This window comes from Mycobacterium sp. E3298, assembly GCF_001666895.1.
GTDB lineage: Bacteria > Actinomycetota > Actinomycetes > Mycobacteriales > Mycobacteriaceae > Mycobacterium.
In genome coordinates, this window is sequence record NZ_LZJB01000259.1 from 1 (window position 1) to 14,794 (window position 14,794).

At 67.8% G+C, this 14,794-nt stretch carries 12 protein-coding genes and 1 pseudogene; 11 read left to right on the plus strand and 2 right to left on the minus strand.

Annotation, left to right across the window (positions count from 1 at the left end; genetic code table 11):
* Window positions 1–432 (plus strand): annotated as a pseudogene (murB, locus tag A9X05_RS12045) (UDP-N-acetylmuramate dehydrogenase); the annotation flags it as partial.
* 60 nt (window positions 433–492) lie between these two features.
* Window positions 493–1,827 carry an Ig-like domain-containing protein gene (locus A9X05_RS12050; protein ID WP_067757631.1) on the plus strand — a complete coding sequence of 445 codons (1,335 nt, stop codon included), beginning with the start codon at window positions 493–495 and terminating at the stop codon, window positions 1,825–1,827.
* Here A9X05_RS12050 and A9X05_RS12055 read toward each other — a convergent pair.
* Window positions 1,799–2,560, minus strand: coding sequence for an SDR family NAD(P)-dependent oxidoreductase (locus A9X05_RS12055; RefSeq protein ID WP_067757634.1), 762 nt, complete (start codon window positions 2,558–2,560; stop codon window positions 1,799–1,801). The genes A9X05_RS12050 and A9X05_RS12055 overlap by 29 nt on opposite strands.
* 242 nt (window positions 2,561–2,802) lie before the next feature.
* Here A9X05_RS12055 and A9X05_RS12060 point away from each other — a divergent pair, with 242 nt between their 5' ends.
* The 6 genes from A9X05_RS12060 (at window position 2,803) to regX (ending at window position 8,756) form a co-directional block, all read left to right on the plus strand.
* Window positions 2,803–4,053 carry an ROK family transcriptional regulator gene (locus A9X05_RS12060; protein WP_231978342.1) on the plus strand — a complete coding sequence of 417 codons (1,251 nt, stop codon included), beginning with the start codon at window positions 2,803–2,805 and terminating at the stop codon, window positions 4,051–4,053.
* A gap of 29 nt (window positions 4,054–4,082) precedes the next feature.
* Window positions 4,083–5,384, plus strand: coding sequence for a D-inositol-3-phosphate glycosyltransferase (gene mshA / locus A9X05_RS12065; RefSeq protein ID WP_231972858.1), 1,302 nt, complete (start codon window positions 4,083–4,085; stop codon window positions 5,382–5,384).
* Window positions 5,381–5,890 (plus strand): YbjN domain-containing protein, encoded by a 510-nt coding sequence (locus A9X05_RS12070; protein WP_067757647.1) that lies wholly within the window; start codon window positions 5,381–5,383, stop codon window positions 5,888–5,890. Before mshA ends, A9X05_RS12070 begins: the two co-directional genes overlap by 4 nt.
* A gap of 10 nt (window positions 5,891–5,900) precedes the next feature.
* Window positions 5,901–6,650 carry a phosphoglyceromutase gene (locus A9X05_RS12075; RefSeq protein WP_067757650.1) on the plus strand — a complete coding sequence of 250 codons (750 nt, stop codon included), beginning with the start codon at window positions 5,901–5,903 and terminating at the stop codon, window positions 6,648–6,650.
* A 152-nt stretch (window positions 6,651–6,802) separates the two neighbouring features.
* Window positions 6,803–8,023, plus strand: coding sequence for a cell wall metabolism sensor histidine kinase WalK (locus tag A9X05_RS12080; RefSeq protein WP_156670177.1), 1,221 nt, complete (start codon window positions 6,803–6,805; stop codon window positions 8,021–8,023).
* A 49-nt stretch (window positions 8,024–8,072) separates the two neighbouring features.
* The gene (gene regX / locus A9X05_RS12085; RefSeq protein WP_007167631.1) at window positions 8,073–8,756 is read left to right on the plus strand and encodes a two-component sensory transduction protein RegX; all 684 of its coding nucleotides are present in this window, start codon (window positions 8,073–8,075) and stop codon (window positions 8,754–8,756) included.
* Here the strand turns inward: regX and A9X05_RS12090 are convergent.
* Entirely contained in the window at window positions 8,753–9,250 is a 498-nt protein-coding gene (locus tag A9X05_RS12090) for a hypothetical protein (RefSeq protein ID WP_067757656.1), read from the minus strand. The two genes, regX and A9X05_RS12090, sit on opposite strands and share 4 nt — an antisense overlap.
* 769 nt (window positions 9,251–10,019) lie before the next feature.
* Between A9X05_RS12090 and A9X05_RS12095 the strand changes: the two genes are divergently transcribed.
* The 3 genes from A9X05_RS12095 to A9X05_RS32590 all read left to right on the plus strand — a co-directional run bounded on the left by A9X05_RS12095 (window position 10,020) and on the right by A9X05_RS32590 (window position 14,736).
* Complete coding sequence (locus A9X05_RS12095) at window positions 10,020–10,442, plus strand: MmpS family transport accessory protein (RefSeq protein ID WP_197499033.1); 423 nt, start codon at window positions 10,020–10,022, stop codon at window positions 10,440–10,442.
* Complete coding sequence (locus A9X05_RS12100; protein WP_067781606.1) at window positions 10,439–13,375, plus strand: RND family transporter; 2,937 nt, start codon at window positions 10,439–10,441, stop codon at window positions 13,373–13,375. Before A9X05_RS12095 ends, A9X05_RS12100 begins: the two co-directional genes overlap by 4 nt.
* Window positions 13,376–13,545: 170 nt before the next feature.
* A complete protein-coding gene (locus A9X05_RS32590; RefSeq protein ID WP_067757665.1) occupies window positions 13,546–14,736 on the plus strand; it encodes a PPE family protein in 1,191 nt (396 codons plus the stop codon).
* The last annotated feature ends 58 nt before the right edge of the window (window positions 14,737–14,794 follow it).

Genomic DNA, 14,794 nt, shown 5'->3' on the forward strand with positions numbered 1-14,794 from the left:
GACCCACGGGCGGTGCGCCGGGCGGTGCTCACGCTGCGGGGCCGCAAGGGCATGGTGCTCGACCCGGACGACCACGACACCTGGAGCGTGGGTTCATTCTTCACCAACCCGGTGGTCGCACCCGAGGTTTACGAGCGGCTGGCCCACACTTTCGGAGACGACCGCGGCCCGGTTCCGCACTACCCGGCCCCCGACGGCGTCAAGCTGGCCGCCGGCTGGCTGGTGGAGCGGGCCGGCTTCGCCAAGGGATATCCGGACGATCCGGGGGCCCGGTGCCGGCTGTCCACCAAGCACGCGCTGGCGCTGACCAACCGCGGCGGGGCCACCACCGAAGAGGTGATCGCGCTGGCCCGGGTCATCCGCGACGGGGTTCGTGATGTGTTTGGTGTCACATTGAAACCGGAGCCGGTCCTGCTCGGCTGCAGGCTATAGCTCCGAATCCGCCGACGCCCGAATTGTCGCGGCGGAGTTGGTGGATTTTGCCCGGTATCTTTGACTTTCGTGAGCACGTCGCGCGACCCGCAGCCGATCAACCGGCGCGTGGCTTTGGCGACCCTCGGACTGGGGATGTTCGCCCCCAGTGTCTTGGCCGCGTGCGGCGGCCCGGCCGCCAAGCAGGCCGAGAAGAAGGAGCAGCCCGCGCCGAAGCTGAAGTTCCAGCCGGCCGATGCGACCGAGAACGTGGTACCGATCGCGCCGATCAGCGTCGAGATCAGCGACGGCTGGTTCCAGCACGTGACGCTGACCAATTCCGCGGGCAAGGCCGTGGCGGGCAAGTTCAACTCCGACCGCACCGTCTACAGCACCACCGAGCCGCTGGGCTACGACGCGACCTACACCTGGAGCGGCTCGGCCGTGGGGCACGACGGCAAGGCCATCCCGGTGACGGGCAAGTTCACCACCGTGACGCCCACCAAGAAGATCGGCGGGGCATTCCAGCTGGCCGACGGCCAGACCGTCGGGGTCGCGGCGCCGATCATCATCCAGTTCGACGCGCCGATCACCGACAAGGCCGCCGTCGAGAAGGCGTTGACCGTCACCACCAACCCGCCCGTCGAGGGCAGTTGGGCCTGGTTGCCCGACGAGGCGCAGGGTGCCCGCGTGCACTACCGCACCCGCGAGTACTACCCGGCGGGCACCACGGTCAACGTCGACGCCAAGTTGTACGGGCTGCCGTTCGGCGACAGCGCCTACGGCGCCGACGACATCTCGCTGAACATCCAGATCGGTCGCCGGCAGGTGGTCAAGGCCGAGGTCTCGTCGCACCGCATCCAGGTGGTCAGGGACGAAGGCGTCATCATGGACTTCCCGTGCAGCTACGGCGAGGCCGACAAGGCGCGCAACGTCACCCGCAACGGCATCCACGTGGTCACCGAGAAGTACGCGGATTTCTACATGTCCAACCCGGCCGCCGGCTACAGCCACGTGCACGAACGGTGGGCGGTGCGGATCTCGAACAACGGCGAGTTCATCCACGCCAACCCGATGAGTGCGGGCGCGCAGGGCAACACCAACGTCACCAACGGCTGCATCAACCTGTCGACCGGCGACGCGGAGCAGTACTACCAGTCCGCGATGTACGGCGACCCGGTCGAGGTGACGGGCAGCTCGATCCAGCTGTCCTACTCCGACGGCGACATCTGGGACTGGGCCGTCGACTGGGACACCTGGGTCGCGATGTCGGCGCTGCCGCCGCCCACGGCGCACCCGCCGTCAACCCAGATCCCGGTGACCGCGCCGGTGACGCCGTCGACCGCCCCGAGCCTGTCCGGCACGCCGACGACGACCACCACCTCGCCTAGTCCGGGGACTGGCCCCGGCGGTTAAAGCGGGTGGCCGACGCCTGGTCGCGCGGCTTCATGACGATCAGGTCGAGGTCGACGTGCGGCGGCCGCGAGGCCACGAAGCCGATCACTTCGGCGACGTCGGCGGCCACCAACGGCGTGAGGCCGGTGTACACCGAGTCGGCGCGTTGCTGATCGCCGTCGAAGCGGACCAGCGAAAACTCCGTCTCGACCGCGCCCGGCGCGATCTCGGTCAGCCGAACCGGCTTGCCCAGCAGCTCACCGCGCAGCGTGCGGTGCAACGCCCCCTGCGCGTGTTTGGCCGCCGTGTAACCGGCGCCCCCGTCGTAAACCTCAAGTGCGGCAACCGAAGTCACCGTGACGATCAGCCCGTCGCCCGAGTCGATGAGCTTGGGCAGCAGCGCGCGGGTGACCCGCAGCGTGCCCATCACGTTGGTCTCCCACATCCATCGCCAATGCTCGAAGTCGGCTTCGGCGACTGGCGCCAGGCCGCGAGCGCCCCCGGCGTTGTTGACCAGCACGTCGACCCGGCTCAGCTCGTCGGCGAGCGCGGTGACCGCGGCGTCGTCTGTGACGTCGGCCACAATGGCGGTTCCGCCGATCTCCCTCGCCAGGGCGTTGATGCGGTCGGCCCGGCGCGCGACCGCGACCACGTGAAAGCCCTGCGCAGCGAGGGTCTGGGCCGTCGCCTCGCCGATTCCGGAGCTGGCCCCCGTGACCACGGCGACGCGTTCATTCCTGACATTTCCAGTCATAGAAACAACCTTAGTGAGCGTGCTAAATTTTCGAGGTGCACCTCAGCGCCCTGTCCAGCACCACCACCGCGTGTCTCTGCGCGGCGGGTGCGTGTTGTTGTCGCGCACTTTGCCGCTCCTGACTTTCAGGTGTGGCCAGTGACGGCCAACAAAGACTCGGACAAAGGACGCTCGTGCGCTCGAATACCCTCACCCAGACTCATCATTCGCCCACCCGTGCCACCTACAAGGGCCACCGGTCGGTGCGGCGTCAGATCGTGCCGCCGGCCCTGCACATCGCCGACTCGGCGGCGGCCTCGGTTTTCCGGGCCGTCCGCTTGCGCGGCCCCGTCGGCCGTGACGTCATCGCCGGCGTCACCTCGCTGAGCATCGCGACGGTCAACCGCCAGGTCATCGCCCTGCTCGAGGCCGGTTTGCTGCGGGAACGCGCCGACCTGGCCGTCTCCGGCGCGATCGGTCGGCCCCGCGTGCCGGTCGAGGTCAACCACGAACCGTTCGTGACGCTGGGCATCCACATCGGCGCCCGCACCACCAGCATCGTGGCCACCGACCTGTTCGGTCGCACGCTCGACACCGTCGAGACGCCGACACCGCTCAGCCCCGCCGGGCCCGCCCTGGCGACGCTGGCCGAGAGCGCCGCCCGCTACCTGCAGCGCTGGCATCGGCGGCGCCCGCTGTGGGTCGGCGTCGCGATCGGCGGCACGGTCGACAGCGCGACCGGCCACGTCGACCACCCGCGGCTCGGCTGGCGGCAGGCGCCGGTTGGCCCCGTGCTGGCCGATGCGCTGGGACTGCCCGTCTCGGTGGCCTCGCACGTCGACGCCATGGCCGGGGCCGAGCTGCTGCTCGGACTGCGGCGATTCGTGCCCAGCTCGCCCACCAGCCTGTACGTCTACGCCCGTGAGACCGTGGGCTACGCACTGGTGATCGGCGGGCGGGTGCACTGCCCGGCCAGCGGCCCGGGCACGATCGCCGCCCTGCCCGCCCACTCCGAGTTGCTGGGCGGCACCGGCCAGCTGGAATCCACCGTCAGCGACGAGGCGGTCCTGACCGCCGCGCGCCGGCTGCGCATCCTGCCGTTCGCGCCCGCGGGCCGCCCGAACGCGTCGGCGGCCGGCATCAACGATCTGCTGCGGCTGGCCCGCGGCGGCAACGAGCAGGCGAAACAGCTGCTCAACGAGCGGGGCCGGGTGCTCGGGCAGGCCGTGGCGTTGCTGCGCGACATGCTCAACCCCGACGAGCTGGTAGTCGGCGGCCAGGCCTTCACCGAGTATCCCGAGGGCATGGAGCACGTCGAGGCGGCGTTCGCCGAGCACTCGGTGTTGCCGGCACGCGACATCCGCGTCACCGTCTTCGGGAACCGGGTGCAGGAGGCCGGCGCCGGAACCGTGTCGCTGGGCGGGCTGTATGCCGAGCCGCTCGGTGCGATGCGCCGCGCGGGGGCGCTGGGCCCGCGGCTGCGCGACGTCTCCGCCGACGAGCCTTCCGCTTAACGCGAAGCCATGTCCTGGGCGCTGGGCTCGTGGGCCGAACGTCCTGTAAAGATGAAAGAGTGCGGCACGATGACGTCTTCCGGCTGAAACCGCGCCGCGTCGCAGTGTTGGCGGTGCACACTTCGCCCCTGGCGCAGCCGGGCACCGGCGACGCCGGGGGCATGAACGTCTACGTGCTGCAGACCGCGTTGCACCTGGCGCGCCGCGGCATCGAGGTGGAGATCTTCACCCGGGCCACCGCGTCCGCCGACCCGCCCGTCGCCCGGGTGGCGCCCGGCGTGCTGGTGCGCAACGTGGTGGCGGGGCCGTTCGAGGGGCTGGACAAATACGACCTGCCCACCCAGCTGTGCGCGTTCGCCGCGGGGGTGCTGCGCGCCGAAGCGTCGCACGAGCCGGGCTATTACGACATCGTGCATTCGCACTACTGGCTGTCCGGACAGGTCGGCTGGCTGGCCCGCGACCGCTGGGCGGTGCCGCTGGTGCACACCGCGCACACGCTCGCCGCGGTCAAGAATGCCGCGCTGGCCGCGGGTGACGCGCCCGAGCCGCCGCTGCGCACGGTCGGCGAGCAGCAGGTCGTCGACGAGGCGGACCGGCTGATCGTCAACACCGATGACGAAGCCAGGCAATTGATTTCGATCCACCGCGCCGACCCGGCCCGCATCGACGTGGTCCACCCCGGCGTCGATCTCGAGGTGTTCCGCCCGGGTGAGCGCCGCGCGGCCCGGGCCGCCCTGGGGCTGCCGCTCGACGAGGACGTGGTGGCGTTCGTCGGGCGAATCCAGCCGTTGAAGGCCCCCGACATCGTGCTGCGGGCCGCCGCGAAACTGCCGGGCGTGCGCATCGTGGTCGCCGGCGGCCCGTCGGGCAGCGGCCTGGCCTCCCCGGACGGGCTGCGGCGGCTCGCCGACGAACTCGGCATCGCCGCGCGGGTGACTTTCCTGCCCCCGCAGTCCCGCTCGGACCTGGCCACCCTGTTCCAGGCCGCCAGCCTGGTCGCGGTGCCGAGCTATTCGGAGTCGTTCGGCCTGGTCGCCGTCGAGGCCCAGGCCTGTGGCACCCCGGTGGTGGCCGCCGCGGTCGGCGGTCTCCCGGTGGCCGTGCGGGACGGGATCACCGGCACGCTGGTGGCCGGCCATGACGTCGATCGGTGGGCGGGCGCGCTGGACCGAATGCTGCGCTTGCCGGCGCCGCAGGCCGAGGCGATGAGCCGGGCCGCCGCCGCACACGCGGCCACGTTCTCCTGGGAGAACACCACCGACGCGCTGCTGACCAGCTATCGCCGCGCGATCAGCGGGTACACCGCCGAGCGCCGCGGGGTCGGCGCGTGAGCCCCACGGTCGAGCGCGTGATCGAGGACGCGCTGCAGGCCAGCGGTCTTGTGTACTCGAAACACGACGGCGCGCACGGCGGCCGGTCGGGACTGGTGGTGGAGCTGCCCGGCGAGCGCAAGCTCAAGACCAACACCATCCTGAGCGTCGGCGAGCACTCGGTGCGCATCGAGGCGTTCGTGTGCCGCAGGCCCGACGAGAACCACGAGGGGGTCTACCGCTTCCTGCTCAGGCGCAACCGCCGCCTCTACGGCGTGGCCTACACGCTGGACAACGTCGGCGACATCTACCTGGTGGGACGCATGTCGCTCGCGTCCGTGGACGCCGACGAGATCGACCGGGTGCTCGGGCAGGTGCTCGAAGCGGTCGACGCGGACTTCAATACGTTGCTGGAGTTGGGATTTCGCTCGTCGATCCAAAAAGAGTGGGACTGGCGGGTGTCTCGCGGCGAGTCGCTGAAGAACCTGCAGGCGTTCGCTCATTTGATCGACGAAGACGACGAATAAGCTAGCCGGCATGGGAGATACCGGCACGTTGGTGCTGCTCCGCCACGGCGAGAGCGAATGGAACGCAAGCAACCAGTTCACCGGATGGGTCGACGTGGACCTGACCGAGAAGGGCCGGGCCGAGGCGGTGCGCAGCGGCGAGCTGCTGGCCGAGCAGAACCTGTTGCCCGACGTCCTTTACACGTCGCTGCTGCGCCGCGCGATCACCACCGCGCACCTGGCCCTCGACGCCGCCGACCGGTTGTGGATTCCGGTGCGGCGCAGCTGGCGGCTCAACGAACGGCACTACGGGGCGCTGCAGGGCCTCAACAAGGCGGAGACCAAGGACCGCTACGGCGAGGAGCAGTTCATGACCTGGCGGCGCAGCTACGACACGCCGCCGCCACCGATCGAGAAGGGCAGCCAGTTCAGCCAGGACACCGACCCCCGCTACGCCGACATCGGGGGCGGCCCGCTGACCGAATGCCTGGCCGACGTGGTCGTGCGTTTCCTGCCGTATTTCACCGACGTCATCGTCCCGGACCTGCGCAGTGGCAAGACGGTGCTGATCGTCGCGCACGGCAACTCGCTGCGGGCCCTGGTGAAGTACCTCGACCAGATGTCCGACGACGACGTCGTCGGGCTGAACATCCCGACCGGGATTCCGCTGCGCTACGACCTCGACGCCGACCTGCGGCCGGTGGTCGCGGGCGGCACCTACCTCGACCCGGAGGCCGCCGCCGCGGGCGCCGCGGCGGTTGCCAGCCAGGGGCGCCGGTAAAACCGGCCACCGGCCCAAAGCGAGTTTCAAAGGCCTGTTTGCCGAACATCGCGTTAACGGGAGTGGAACACCTGAAGCGAAAAGTGTGACTTGTCCGATTTTGGCCTCGTTCCGCTAGGGCAGCGTTTCCGAAGATTTGTAGGATTTGCTATGTGACTGTGTTCTCGGCGCTGTTGCTGGCCGGGGTCTTGTCCGTGCTGGGGCTGGCCATAGGTGTGGCAGCCGGGACCCGGCTGTCGCCGAAAGCCGCTCATCGCAGGCAGCGGGTCAGCACCGAGTGGACCGGGATAACGGTCGCGCAAATGCTGCAACGCATCGTCGCGCTGATGCCGCTCGGGGTGGCGGTCGTCGATTCTCACCGCGACGTCGTCTACCTCAACGATCGGGCCAGGGAGCTGGGCCTGGTGCGCGACCGCCAGCTCGACGACCAGGCGTGGGAAGCGGCGCAGCAGGCGCTCGGCGGCGTCGACGTGGAGTTCGACCTGCGGCCGGCCAAACGGGCGGCCGGCCGGTCCGGCCTGTCCGTGCACGGCCAGGCGCGGTTGCTCAGCGAGGAAGACCGGCGGTTCGCCGTGGTGTTCGCCCACGACCAGTCCGACTACGCGCGCATGGAGGCGACCAGGCGCGACTTTGTGGCCAACGTCAGCCACGAGCTCAAGACCCCGGTGGGCGCCATGGCCCTGCTCGCCGAGGCGCTGTTGGCGTCCTCGGACGACTCTGAAACCGTTCGCCGGTTTGCCGAGCGGGTGCTCGTCGAAGCCAACCGGCTGGGGGACATGGTCGCCGAGCTGATCGAGCTGTCCCGGCTGCAGGGTGCCGAACGGTTGCCCAACGTGACCGAGGTCGACGTGGATACCGTTGTGTCCGAGGCGATTTCACGGCACAAGGTGGCCGCCGACAACGCCCAGATCGAGGTTCGCACCGACGCGCCCAGCGGCCTACGGGTGCTGGGCGACGAGACGCTTCTGGTCACCGCGCTGGCCAACCTGGTGTCCAACGCGATCGCCTATTCGCCACCCGGTTCACCGGTCTCGATCAGCCGCCGCCGCCGTGGCGACAACATCGAGATCGCCGTGACCGACCGGGGCATCGGGATCGCGCTGGAGGATCAGGAGCGGGTCTTCGAGCGGTTCTTCCGGGGGGACAAGGCACGTTCGCGCGCCACCGGCGGCAGCGGGCTGGGCCTGGCCATCGTCAAACATGTCGCGGCCAATCACAACGGCAGCATCGGGGTGTGGAGCAAGCCGGGCACCGGTTCCACGTTCACGCTGTCGATTCCGGCCTACAAGGACAACGACGAAGAACCCGAGCAACCGCAGGGTCGCGACGTGCGGCCCAACAGGTCACAACGAGAGGAAGAACTGAGTAGATGACCCGCGCGTACGACGATGCAGAGCAAAGCGATGAGGAGGAGTCGCGCTGATGACCAGTGTGCTGATCGTGGAGGACGAGGAGTCGCTGGCCGATCCGCTGGCATTCCTGTTGCGCAAGGAGGGCTTCGAGGCCACCGTCGTGACGGATGGACAGGCCGCACTGGCCGAGTTCGACCGTGGCGGCGCCGACATCGTGCTGCTCGACTTGATGCTGCCCGGCATGTCGGGGACCGACGTGTGCAAGCAGCTGCGTGCTCGTTCCAGCGTGCCGGTGATCATGGTGACCGCGCGGGACAGCGAGATCGACAAGGTCGTCGGGCTGGAACTCGGCGCCGACGACTACGTGACCAAGCCGTATTCGGCGCGCGAGTTGATCGCCCGGATTCGCGCGGTGCTCCGCCGCGGCGGTGACGACGACTCCGAGATCAGCGACGGTGTGCTCGAGTCCGGGCCGGTGCGGATGGACGTCGAGCGCCACGTCGTCTCGGTCAACGGTGACACGATCACGCTGCCGCTCAAGGAGTTTGACCTGCTCGAGTACCTGATGCGCAACAGCGGGCGGGTGCTGACCCGCGGGCAGTTGATCGATCGGGTGTGGGGCGCCGACTACGTCGGCGACACCAAGACGCTCGACGTCCACGTCAAGCGTCTGCGGTCCAAGATCGAAGCCGACCCGGCCAACCCGGTCCACCTGGTCACCGTGCGGGGACTGGGCTACAAGCTGGAGGGCTAGACCCTGGGGATGAGTGGTCCGCGGCTGGTTGGTTCGTTCGTCGTGATGGTCACGTCCGTCTGGCCGACCAACCGGTAATGCAGACGGCGCCGGGCGTCGTCGTCGATTGTGACGGTGAAGACGTACGTCCCCAGCTTCTCCAACTGAAGCACGGGCATATTGACCGCGAACGCCACCGACTGGGTTTCGCCGTCCTCAACATCGCGCCGTCGGCCAACGTTGAATCGAAAATGCGCCCGGAACGGTTCCCGCTCGCCGAATCCCTTGTCGACCTCGACCGGATGGCCGTCCTCGTCCGCCAGGTCGACGGTGACGGTGTGCTCTTCGTTGGTAGCGGTCCACGGGACCTCCGCGATGATTCCGAGGGCCAACGAAACCGTGAAGGGCCCTGAGCGTCCCGCCGGAATGACCGCCCGGTCTACGCCGCCGCCCATGACGTACAACAAGTTGTTCTGCGCCTCGGCGTGGTTGCACAGAATTGTCGTTAACTCCATCGGTTGCTCCCGCAGACGACAGTTGCTAGCTGGGCGGTCACACCTTATCCGATCCGGCGGGTAAAGCGCGGATTATCGCGCCGCCCTGGCGCCCTCGCGCTGACCCTTCTTTTTCGCACGGGTCGAGCAGCAATGCGACATTTCGCAATGGAACTGGTCACTGCATTCATGCGAACAATAAATTGAAGCGGCCGGAAGCCAGTCCGGGTCGGACAAGTCGCGCGGTCGGTCGTTGGGATCGAACGTGTGGCCGCAATGCACGCAGGTCCTGACCTTGGTAGCCATGTCGTCAGGGTACGCGCCGGGGGCGCTCAATGGCTGCCCGTTTCCGCATTTCGCAGAAATGCCAAGTGCGCAATTCAACCGGAAATCGCCGGTGCCAGCGAATTAGTTTTTCAAACTAACTCGGTCGTCGGCGGATGTCGATCGCGGCGCGGTTCGACATGACCGTCGCGGCGATCACGATGAATTCGACGGCGCGGCAGGCCAATAGGCGCCGGATCGGCATCCGGCAGCGAAATGTCCTGCGGCGCAGGCCATTCCAGGCCCGTGATGCCGGCCGGCGGCGGCGAGTGGCCCAAGGCGGCTTTCGGCGAGCGGTGTGGTCACGGCCCGGGCGGCGACGTGGCCCCGAACACGTCGGCGCAGCCGAAGGAATTAATTCGGCAGCCATGACGTTCGGGCTAGCCGTGGCGCGCGACGAAATGCTCGAACGGGTGAACTGTCTTAGCATCAGCCCATTGGTCGACCGTGATCGGGGGGAACGGTGTTGACGCTTCTCAAGCGGGCATGGGTTCCCGTGGTCGTGGTGGTGGCGGTGATCATCGGCGGCGTCGCGGTGGACCGCCTCAACGGCGTTTTCCCGGGACCCGGCCTGCCCAAGCCCGATCCGCGGGACGCGACCCCGCCCTACGCCGCCAAGACCGCCGTCTACGAAATCCTGGGGCCAGCCGGGACCACCGGCGTCGTCAACTGGATGGATGCCGACGCGCAACCGCAGAAGGCCAACTTCACCACGTTGCCGTGGTCGACGACGATCGTCGCCCAGATGCCCGGCATCTTCGCCTACGTCGTCGCGCAAGGTGACAGCCCCTCCATCGGCTGCCGGATCACGGTCGACGGCAAGTTGGTCGATCAACGGCAAGCCGAGACGCGCAATGCGCAGGTCTCCTGCCTGGACAAGTCCGCATGACCGACAACACCAGCGACACCGACGAAATACCCGTCGCACAACGCACCGAAGTCGAGCACAAGCCGCGTATCGCCCGCGCCGTCCGCGTCCTGGCGCTGCCGATCGTCGTCTGCTGGGTGCTGATCGCGGTCGGCGTCAACGTCTTCGTCCCACAGTTGGAGAAGGTTGCCGAGGAGATCTCCGTTCCGCTCTCGCCGTCCGACGCACCGTCGGTCACCGGGATGAAGCACATCGGCGAGAAGTTCAAGGAGTACGACTCCGACAACCTCGTCCTGGTCACCCTGGTCGGTGATAAACCGCTCGGCCCGGACGCGCACCGGTTCTACGACGACCTAGTCAAAAAGATCCAGGCCGACCACGAACACGTCGAGCACGCGCTGAACTTCTGGGGACAGCGCTTCACGTCCTCAGGTGTGGAGAGCTACGACCATAAGGCCGCCTACGTCCAGGTCAACCTCAAAGGCGATCAGGGAGGGGCGGTCGGCGACGAATCCGTTGCCGCGGTGCGCAAGATCGTCGCGGACTCCACGCCGCCCGCCGGCGTCAAGGCCTACGTCGCGGGCCAGGGAGCGCTGACCGCCGACGTGATCGTTGTCGGTGACAAGAGCCTGGCCAAGATCACCATCATCACGGTCGTCATCATCGCGATCATGCTGATGTTCGTTTACCGGTCCATCGGCACCGTGTTGCTGACCATGTTCATCCTCTTCATTGGGCTGCTGTCCGGCCGCGGCGTGGTGTCGCTGCTGGGCGAAACCGGCGTCATGGGGTTGTCGACCTTCGCCGTGAACCTGCTGACCTCACTCGCGATCGCGGCGGGTACCGATTACGCGATTTTCATGGTGGGCCGCTACCAGGAGGGCCGTGAACGCGGTCTGGACCGGGAAGCCGCCTATTACGACACCTTCGCCGGTGTCAGCAAGGTGGTCCTGGGCTCGGGTCTGACCATTGTTGGGGCGCTGGCCTGCTTGAAGTTCACCCGGCTGCCTTACTTCAGTTCGCTGGCGTTCCCGTGCGCGATCGGTCTGCTGGTGGTGGTGGCGGCCGGGGTCACGCTGACGCCCGCTCTCATCGCGGTCGCCAGTGGCTTCGGTCTTCTGGACCCCAAGCGCAAGTTCAACTACACCCGGTGGCGCCGCCTGGCGACGGCCATCGTGCGCTGGCCGGCGCCCATCCTCGCCATTTCCGTCATTCTTGCGATCGTTGGCGCCCTTGGTCTCGCGGGCTTCACCCCGCGCTACAACGACCTCTACTACCTGCCGCATAGCGCCGCCTCGGTGCAGGCCTACGACGCGGCCGACCGGCACTTCACCCAGGCCCGTCTCAACCCGGACCTGCTGATGATCGAATCGGACCACGATCTGCGCAATCCCCGAGACATGCTGGTGCTGGACAAGGTTGCCGGTGCCATCTTCCGGGTGCCGGGCATCGAACGGGTGCAGAGCATCACCCGACCGCTCGGCCCACCGATCGAAGACGGGTCAATTCCGTTCCAGCTCAGCGTGCAAACCGCGCCGATCCGTGACAACCTCAACTACCTGAGAGACCGCGTCGGCGACATCAAGAAGATCACCGGGTTCCTCGACACCCAGATCTCCCTGCTGGAACGCCAGTACGCGATCACCCAGAAGCTCGCCAACGCGACGGACGACAGCGCAAAAACCACGGCGGAGACCGCCGCCATCACCGACGAAATTCGCGACCACATCGCCGATTTCGACGACTTCTGGCGACCGATCCGCAGCTACTTCTACTGGGAGAGGCACTGCTACGACATCCCGATGTGCTGGTCGCTGCGTAGCCTGTTCGACGCCTTGGACGGGTTTGATCAGCTCGCCGAGAAGTTCCACGCCCTCACCGGCGATCTCACCAACACGGCCGCGGCCACGCGCGAATTGTTGGCGATCATTCCGGAGAACATCGCCGTGTCGAAGGCGATCCGGGATACGACGCTGACCATTTACAGCTCGTTCGACAGTCTGATCGACCAGTTCGACCGGCTCACCGACACCAATGCTGTGATGGGTAAGTCGTTCAACGACGCTCGGGTGGAGAGCCTGTTTTACCTGCCGCCGGAGATCTTCCAGAACTCCGATTTCCAGTTCGGGTTGAGCCTGATGGTGTCGCCCGACGGAAAGGCCGCGCGCTTCATCATCACTCACTCCCTGGACCCGGCAACCGCGGAAGGCATCAAGTCCGTCGAGCAAGAGCGCAACGCGGCCAAGGAGGCGCTGAAGCTCACCTCGCTGGAGAACGCCGACATCTACCTCGGCGGCACCGCCGCGACATTCAACGACATCGCCACCGGCGCCTGGTATGACCTGCTGATCGCCGCGGTGGCGTCGATCGTGCTGATCTTCATCATCATGGTGATCGTCACCCGCGCTCTGGTCGCGGCGGGCGTCATCGTCGGCACGATCGTGCTGTCGCTGGGAGCGGCGTTCGGATTCTCGACGCTGATCTGGCAGCATCTGGGCCACTTCCAGTTGCACTGGGTGGCAACGGAATTCGCGCTGATCGTGCTCTTGGCGGTGGGGTCTGATTACAACCTGATGCTGGTGTCGCGGATCGAGGAGGAGATCGGGGCCGGCCTGAACACCGGACTCATCCGCGGCGTCGGCGTGACGGGCCCGGTGGTGTCCGCGGCCGGTGTGGTGTTCGCCGTGACCATGGCCGCGATGCTCTCCAGCGATCTGCGGGCGATCGGTCAGTTCGGTACGACGATCGGTATCGGTCTGATGTTCGACACCTTCGTCGTTCGGACGCTGATCACGCCGTCGATCATGACGCTGATGGGCCGCTGGTTCTGGTGGCCGAAGCGGGTCCGGGTCCGCCCGGCCAGCCAGATGCTTCGGTCCGTCGGGCCGCGCCCGCTGGTTCGTGCGCTGCTGCACCAGCCGCGGCACGCGGCCGCGCCGGATCCGCAGACGTAACCGCCTAGCTTCCCGGGCATTTCGCGGCGGCCGCCTGCGGCCTGATTGTCACGCGCCGTTTACGACATTTGCTGGTACTCGACCGCCAGGCACGTTATTCTATCGCCGTTGAAAAATTATTCTATGGCTGTTGAAAATCGGGCCCGCCCGCCGCGGAGAGGACTGCCGACATGGACTTTGCGTCGCTGCCTCCGGAGATCAACTCCGGGCTGATGTACTCCGGGCCCGGGGCGGGGCCGATGCTCGCGGCCGCGGCGGGTTGGGAAGCGTTGGCCGCGCAGCTGGAATCCACCGCGGCCGGCTACGCGACCGAGCTGGCGGGTCTGACCGGCCAGGCATGGTCCGGCCCGTCGTCGCTGCTGATGACGGCGGCGGCCACACCCTACGTGCAGTGGCTGTCCAGCGCCGCCGCGCAGGCCGCGCAGACCGGCGTGCAGGCCTACGCGGCGGCGGCCGCGTACGAGGCGGCGTTTGCGATGACCGTGCCGCCGCCGGTGATCGCTGCCAACCGGGCGCAATTGCTGGCGCTGATCGCGACCAACTTCTTCGGTCAGAACACCCCGGCGATCGCGGCCACCGAGGCTCAATACCTGCAGATGTGGGTCGAAGACGCCAGCGCGATGTACGGCTATTCCGCCGCCTGCGAGATCGCCAGCAGGCTGACCCCGTTCGACGAGCCGCCGCGGACCACGAACCCGGCCGGGCAGGGCGCCCAGACGCTGGCGGCGCAGGCCACCGGCAACGCCACCCGGCAGCTGGCTTCGGCCAATGCCACGATGCACACCGCCACCGCCGCCACGCCCGTCGCGCCAGGCGAAACGGTCACCGCCCCACCGGGCAGCACCATCGCCATCGGCACCAACACGGGCATGTACCTCAACAGCGGCTCGATCACCATCACGGGCTCCGGCACCAACCTCATCAGCTTCGGATCCGTTATCGTCAACCCCGGCAGCACAATTCACACGCTGATCGACTGTTCCGAGGGTGGTGTTCTGGTCCCTGGCGGCGTCGACGTCACCGCCGGGTCCAGCCCGCTCGTCCTGACCCCGGGATCGTTCCAGGAGGTCCTGGTCACCCTCGTCAACGGCTCCGCCACACTCCCCGTCGTCGGGGCGGAACAGGTCGCGGTCCAGACCATCGGCAACACGGCCACCGCCATCGCCGGCCCCGCGGGCGCGTCCATCACCAACGTCTTCGGCACCGTCAGCATCGCCACGGTCACGCCGATACCCAGCCCGACCGGCGCATTGGGGGCTCCGCTGGCCGCGCCGGGGCTCGCGGGTACCGCCGGGATTGAGCCCCAGCTCGACGTGGATGGGCTATTGGATTGGGCCCAAACGCTTTCCGGCGCCGGATGAGGGACATGCCGACAGACCCAAACGCGCGGCCCGCATGGCCGTTTCACCCGGCGTGCGG

Excerpts from the sequence above, each read along its gene's own strand:
- A9X05_RS12075 (WP_067757650.1), top strand. The coding sequence starts at position 5,901 with ATGGGAGATACCGGCACGTTGGTGCTGCTCCGCCACGGCGAGAGCGAA.
- A9X05_RS12100 (WP_067781606.1), top strand. The coding sequence starts at position 10,439 with ATGACCGACAACACCAGCGACACCGACGAAATACCCGTCGCACAACGC.
- regX (WP_007167631.1), top strand. The coding sequence starts at position 8,073 with ATGACCAGTGTGCTGATCGTGGAGGACGAGGAGTCGCTGGCCGATCCG.
- A9X05_RS32590 (WP_067757665.1), top strand. The coding sequence starts at position 13,546 with ATGGACTTTGCGTCGCTGCCTCCGGAGATCAACTCCGGGCTGATGTAC.
- A9X05_RS12090 (WP_067757656.1), bottom strand. The coding sequence starts at position 9,250 with ATGGAGTTAACGACAATTCTGTGCAACCACGCCGAGGCGCAGAACAAC.
- A9X05_RS12055 (WP_067757634.1), bottom strand. The coding sequence starts at position 2,560 with ATGACTGGAAATGTCAGGAATGAACGCGTCGCCGTGGTCACGGGGGCC.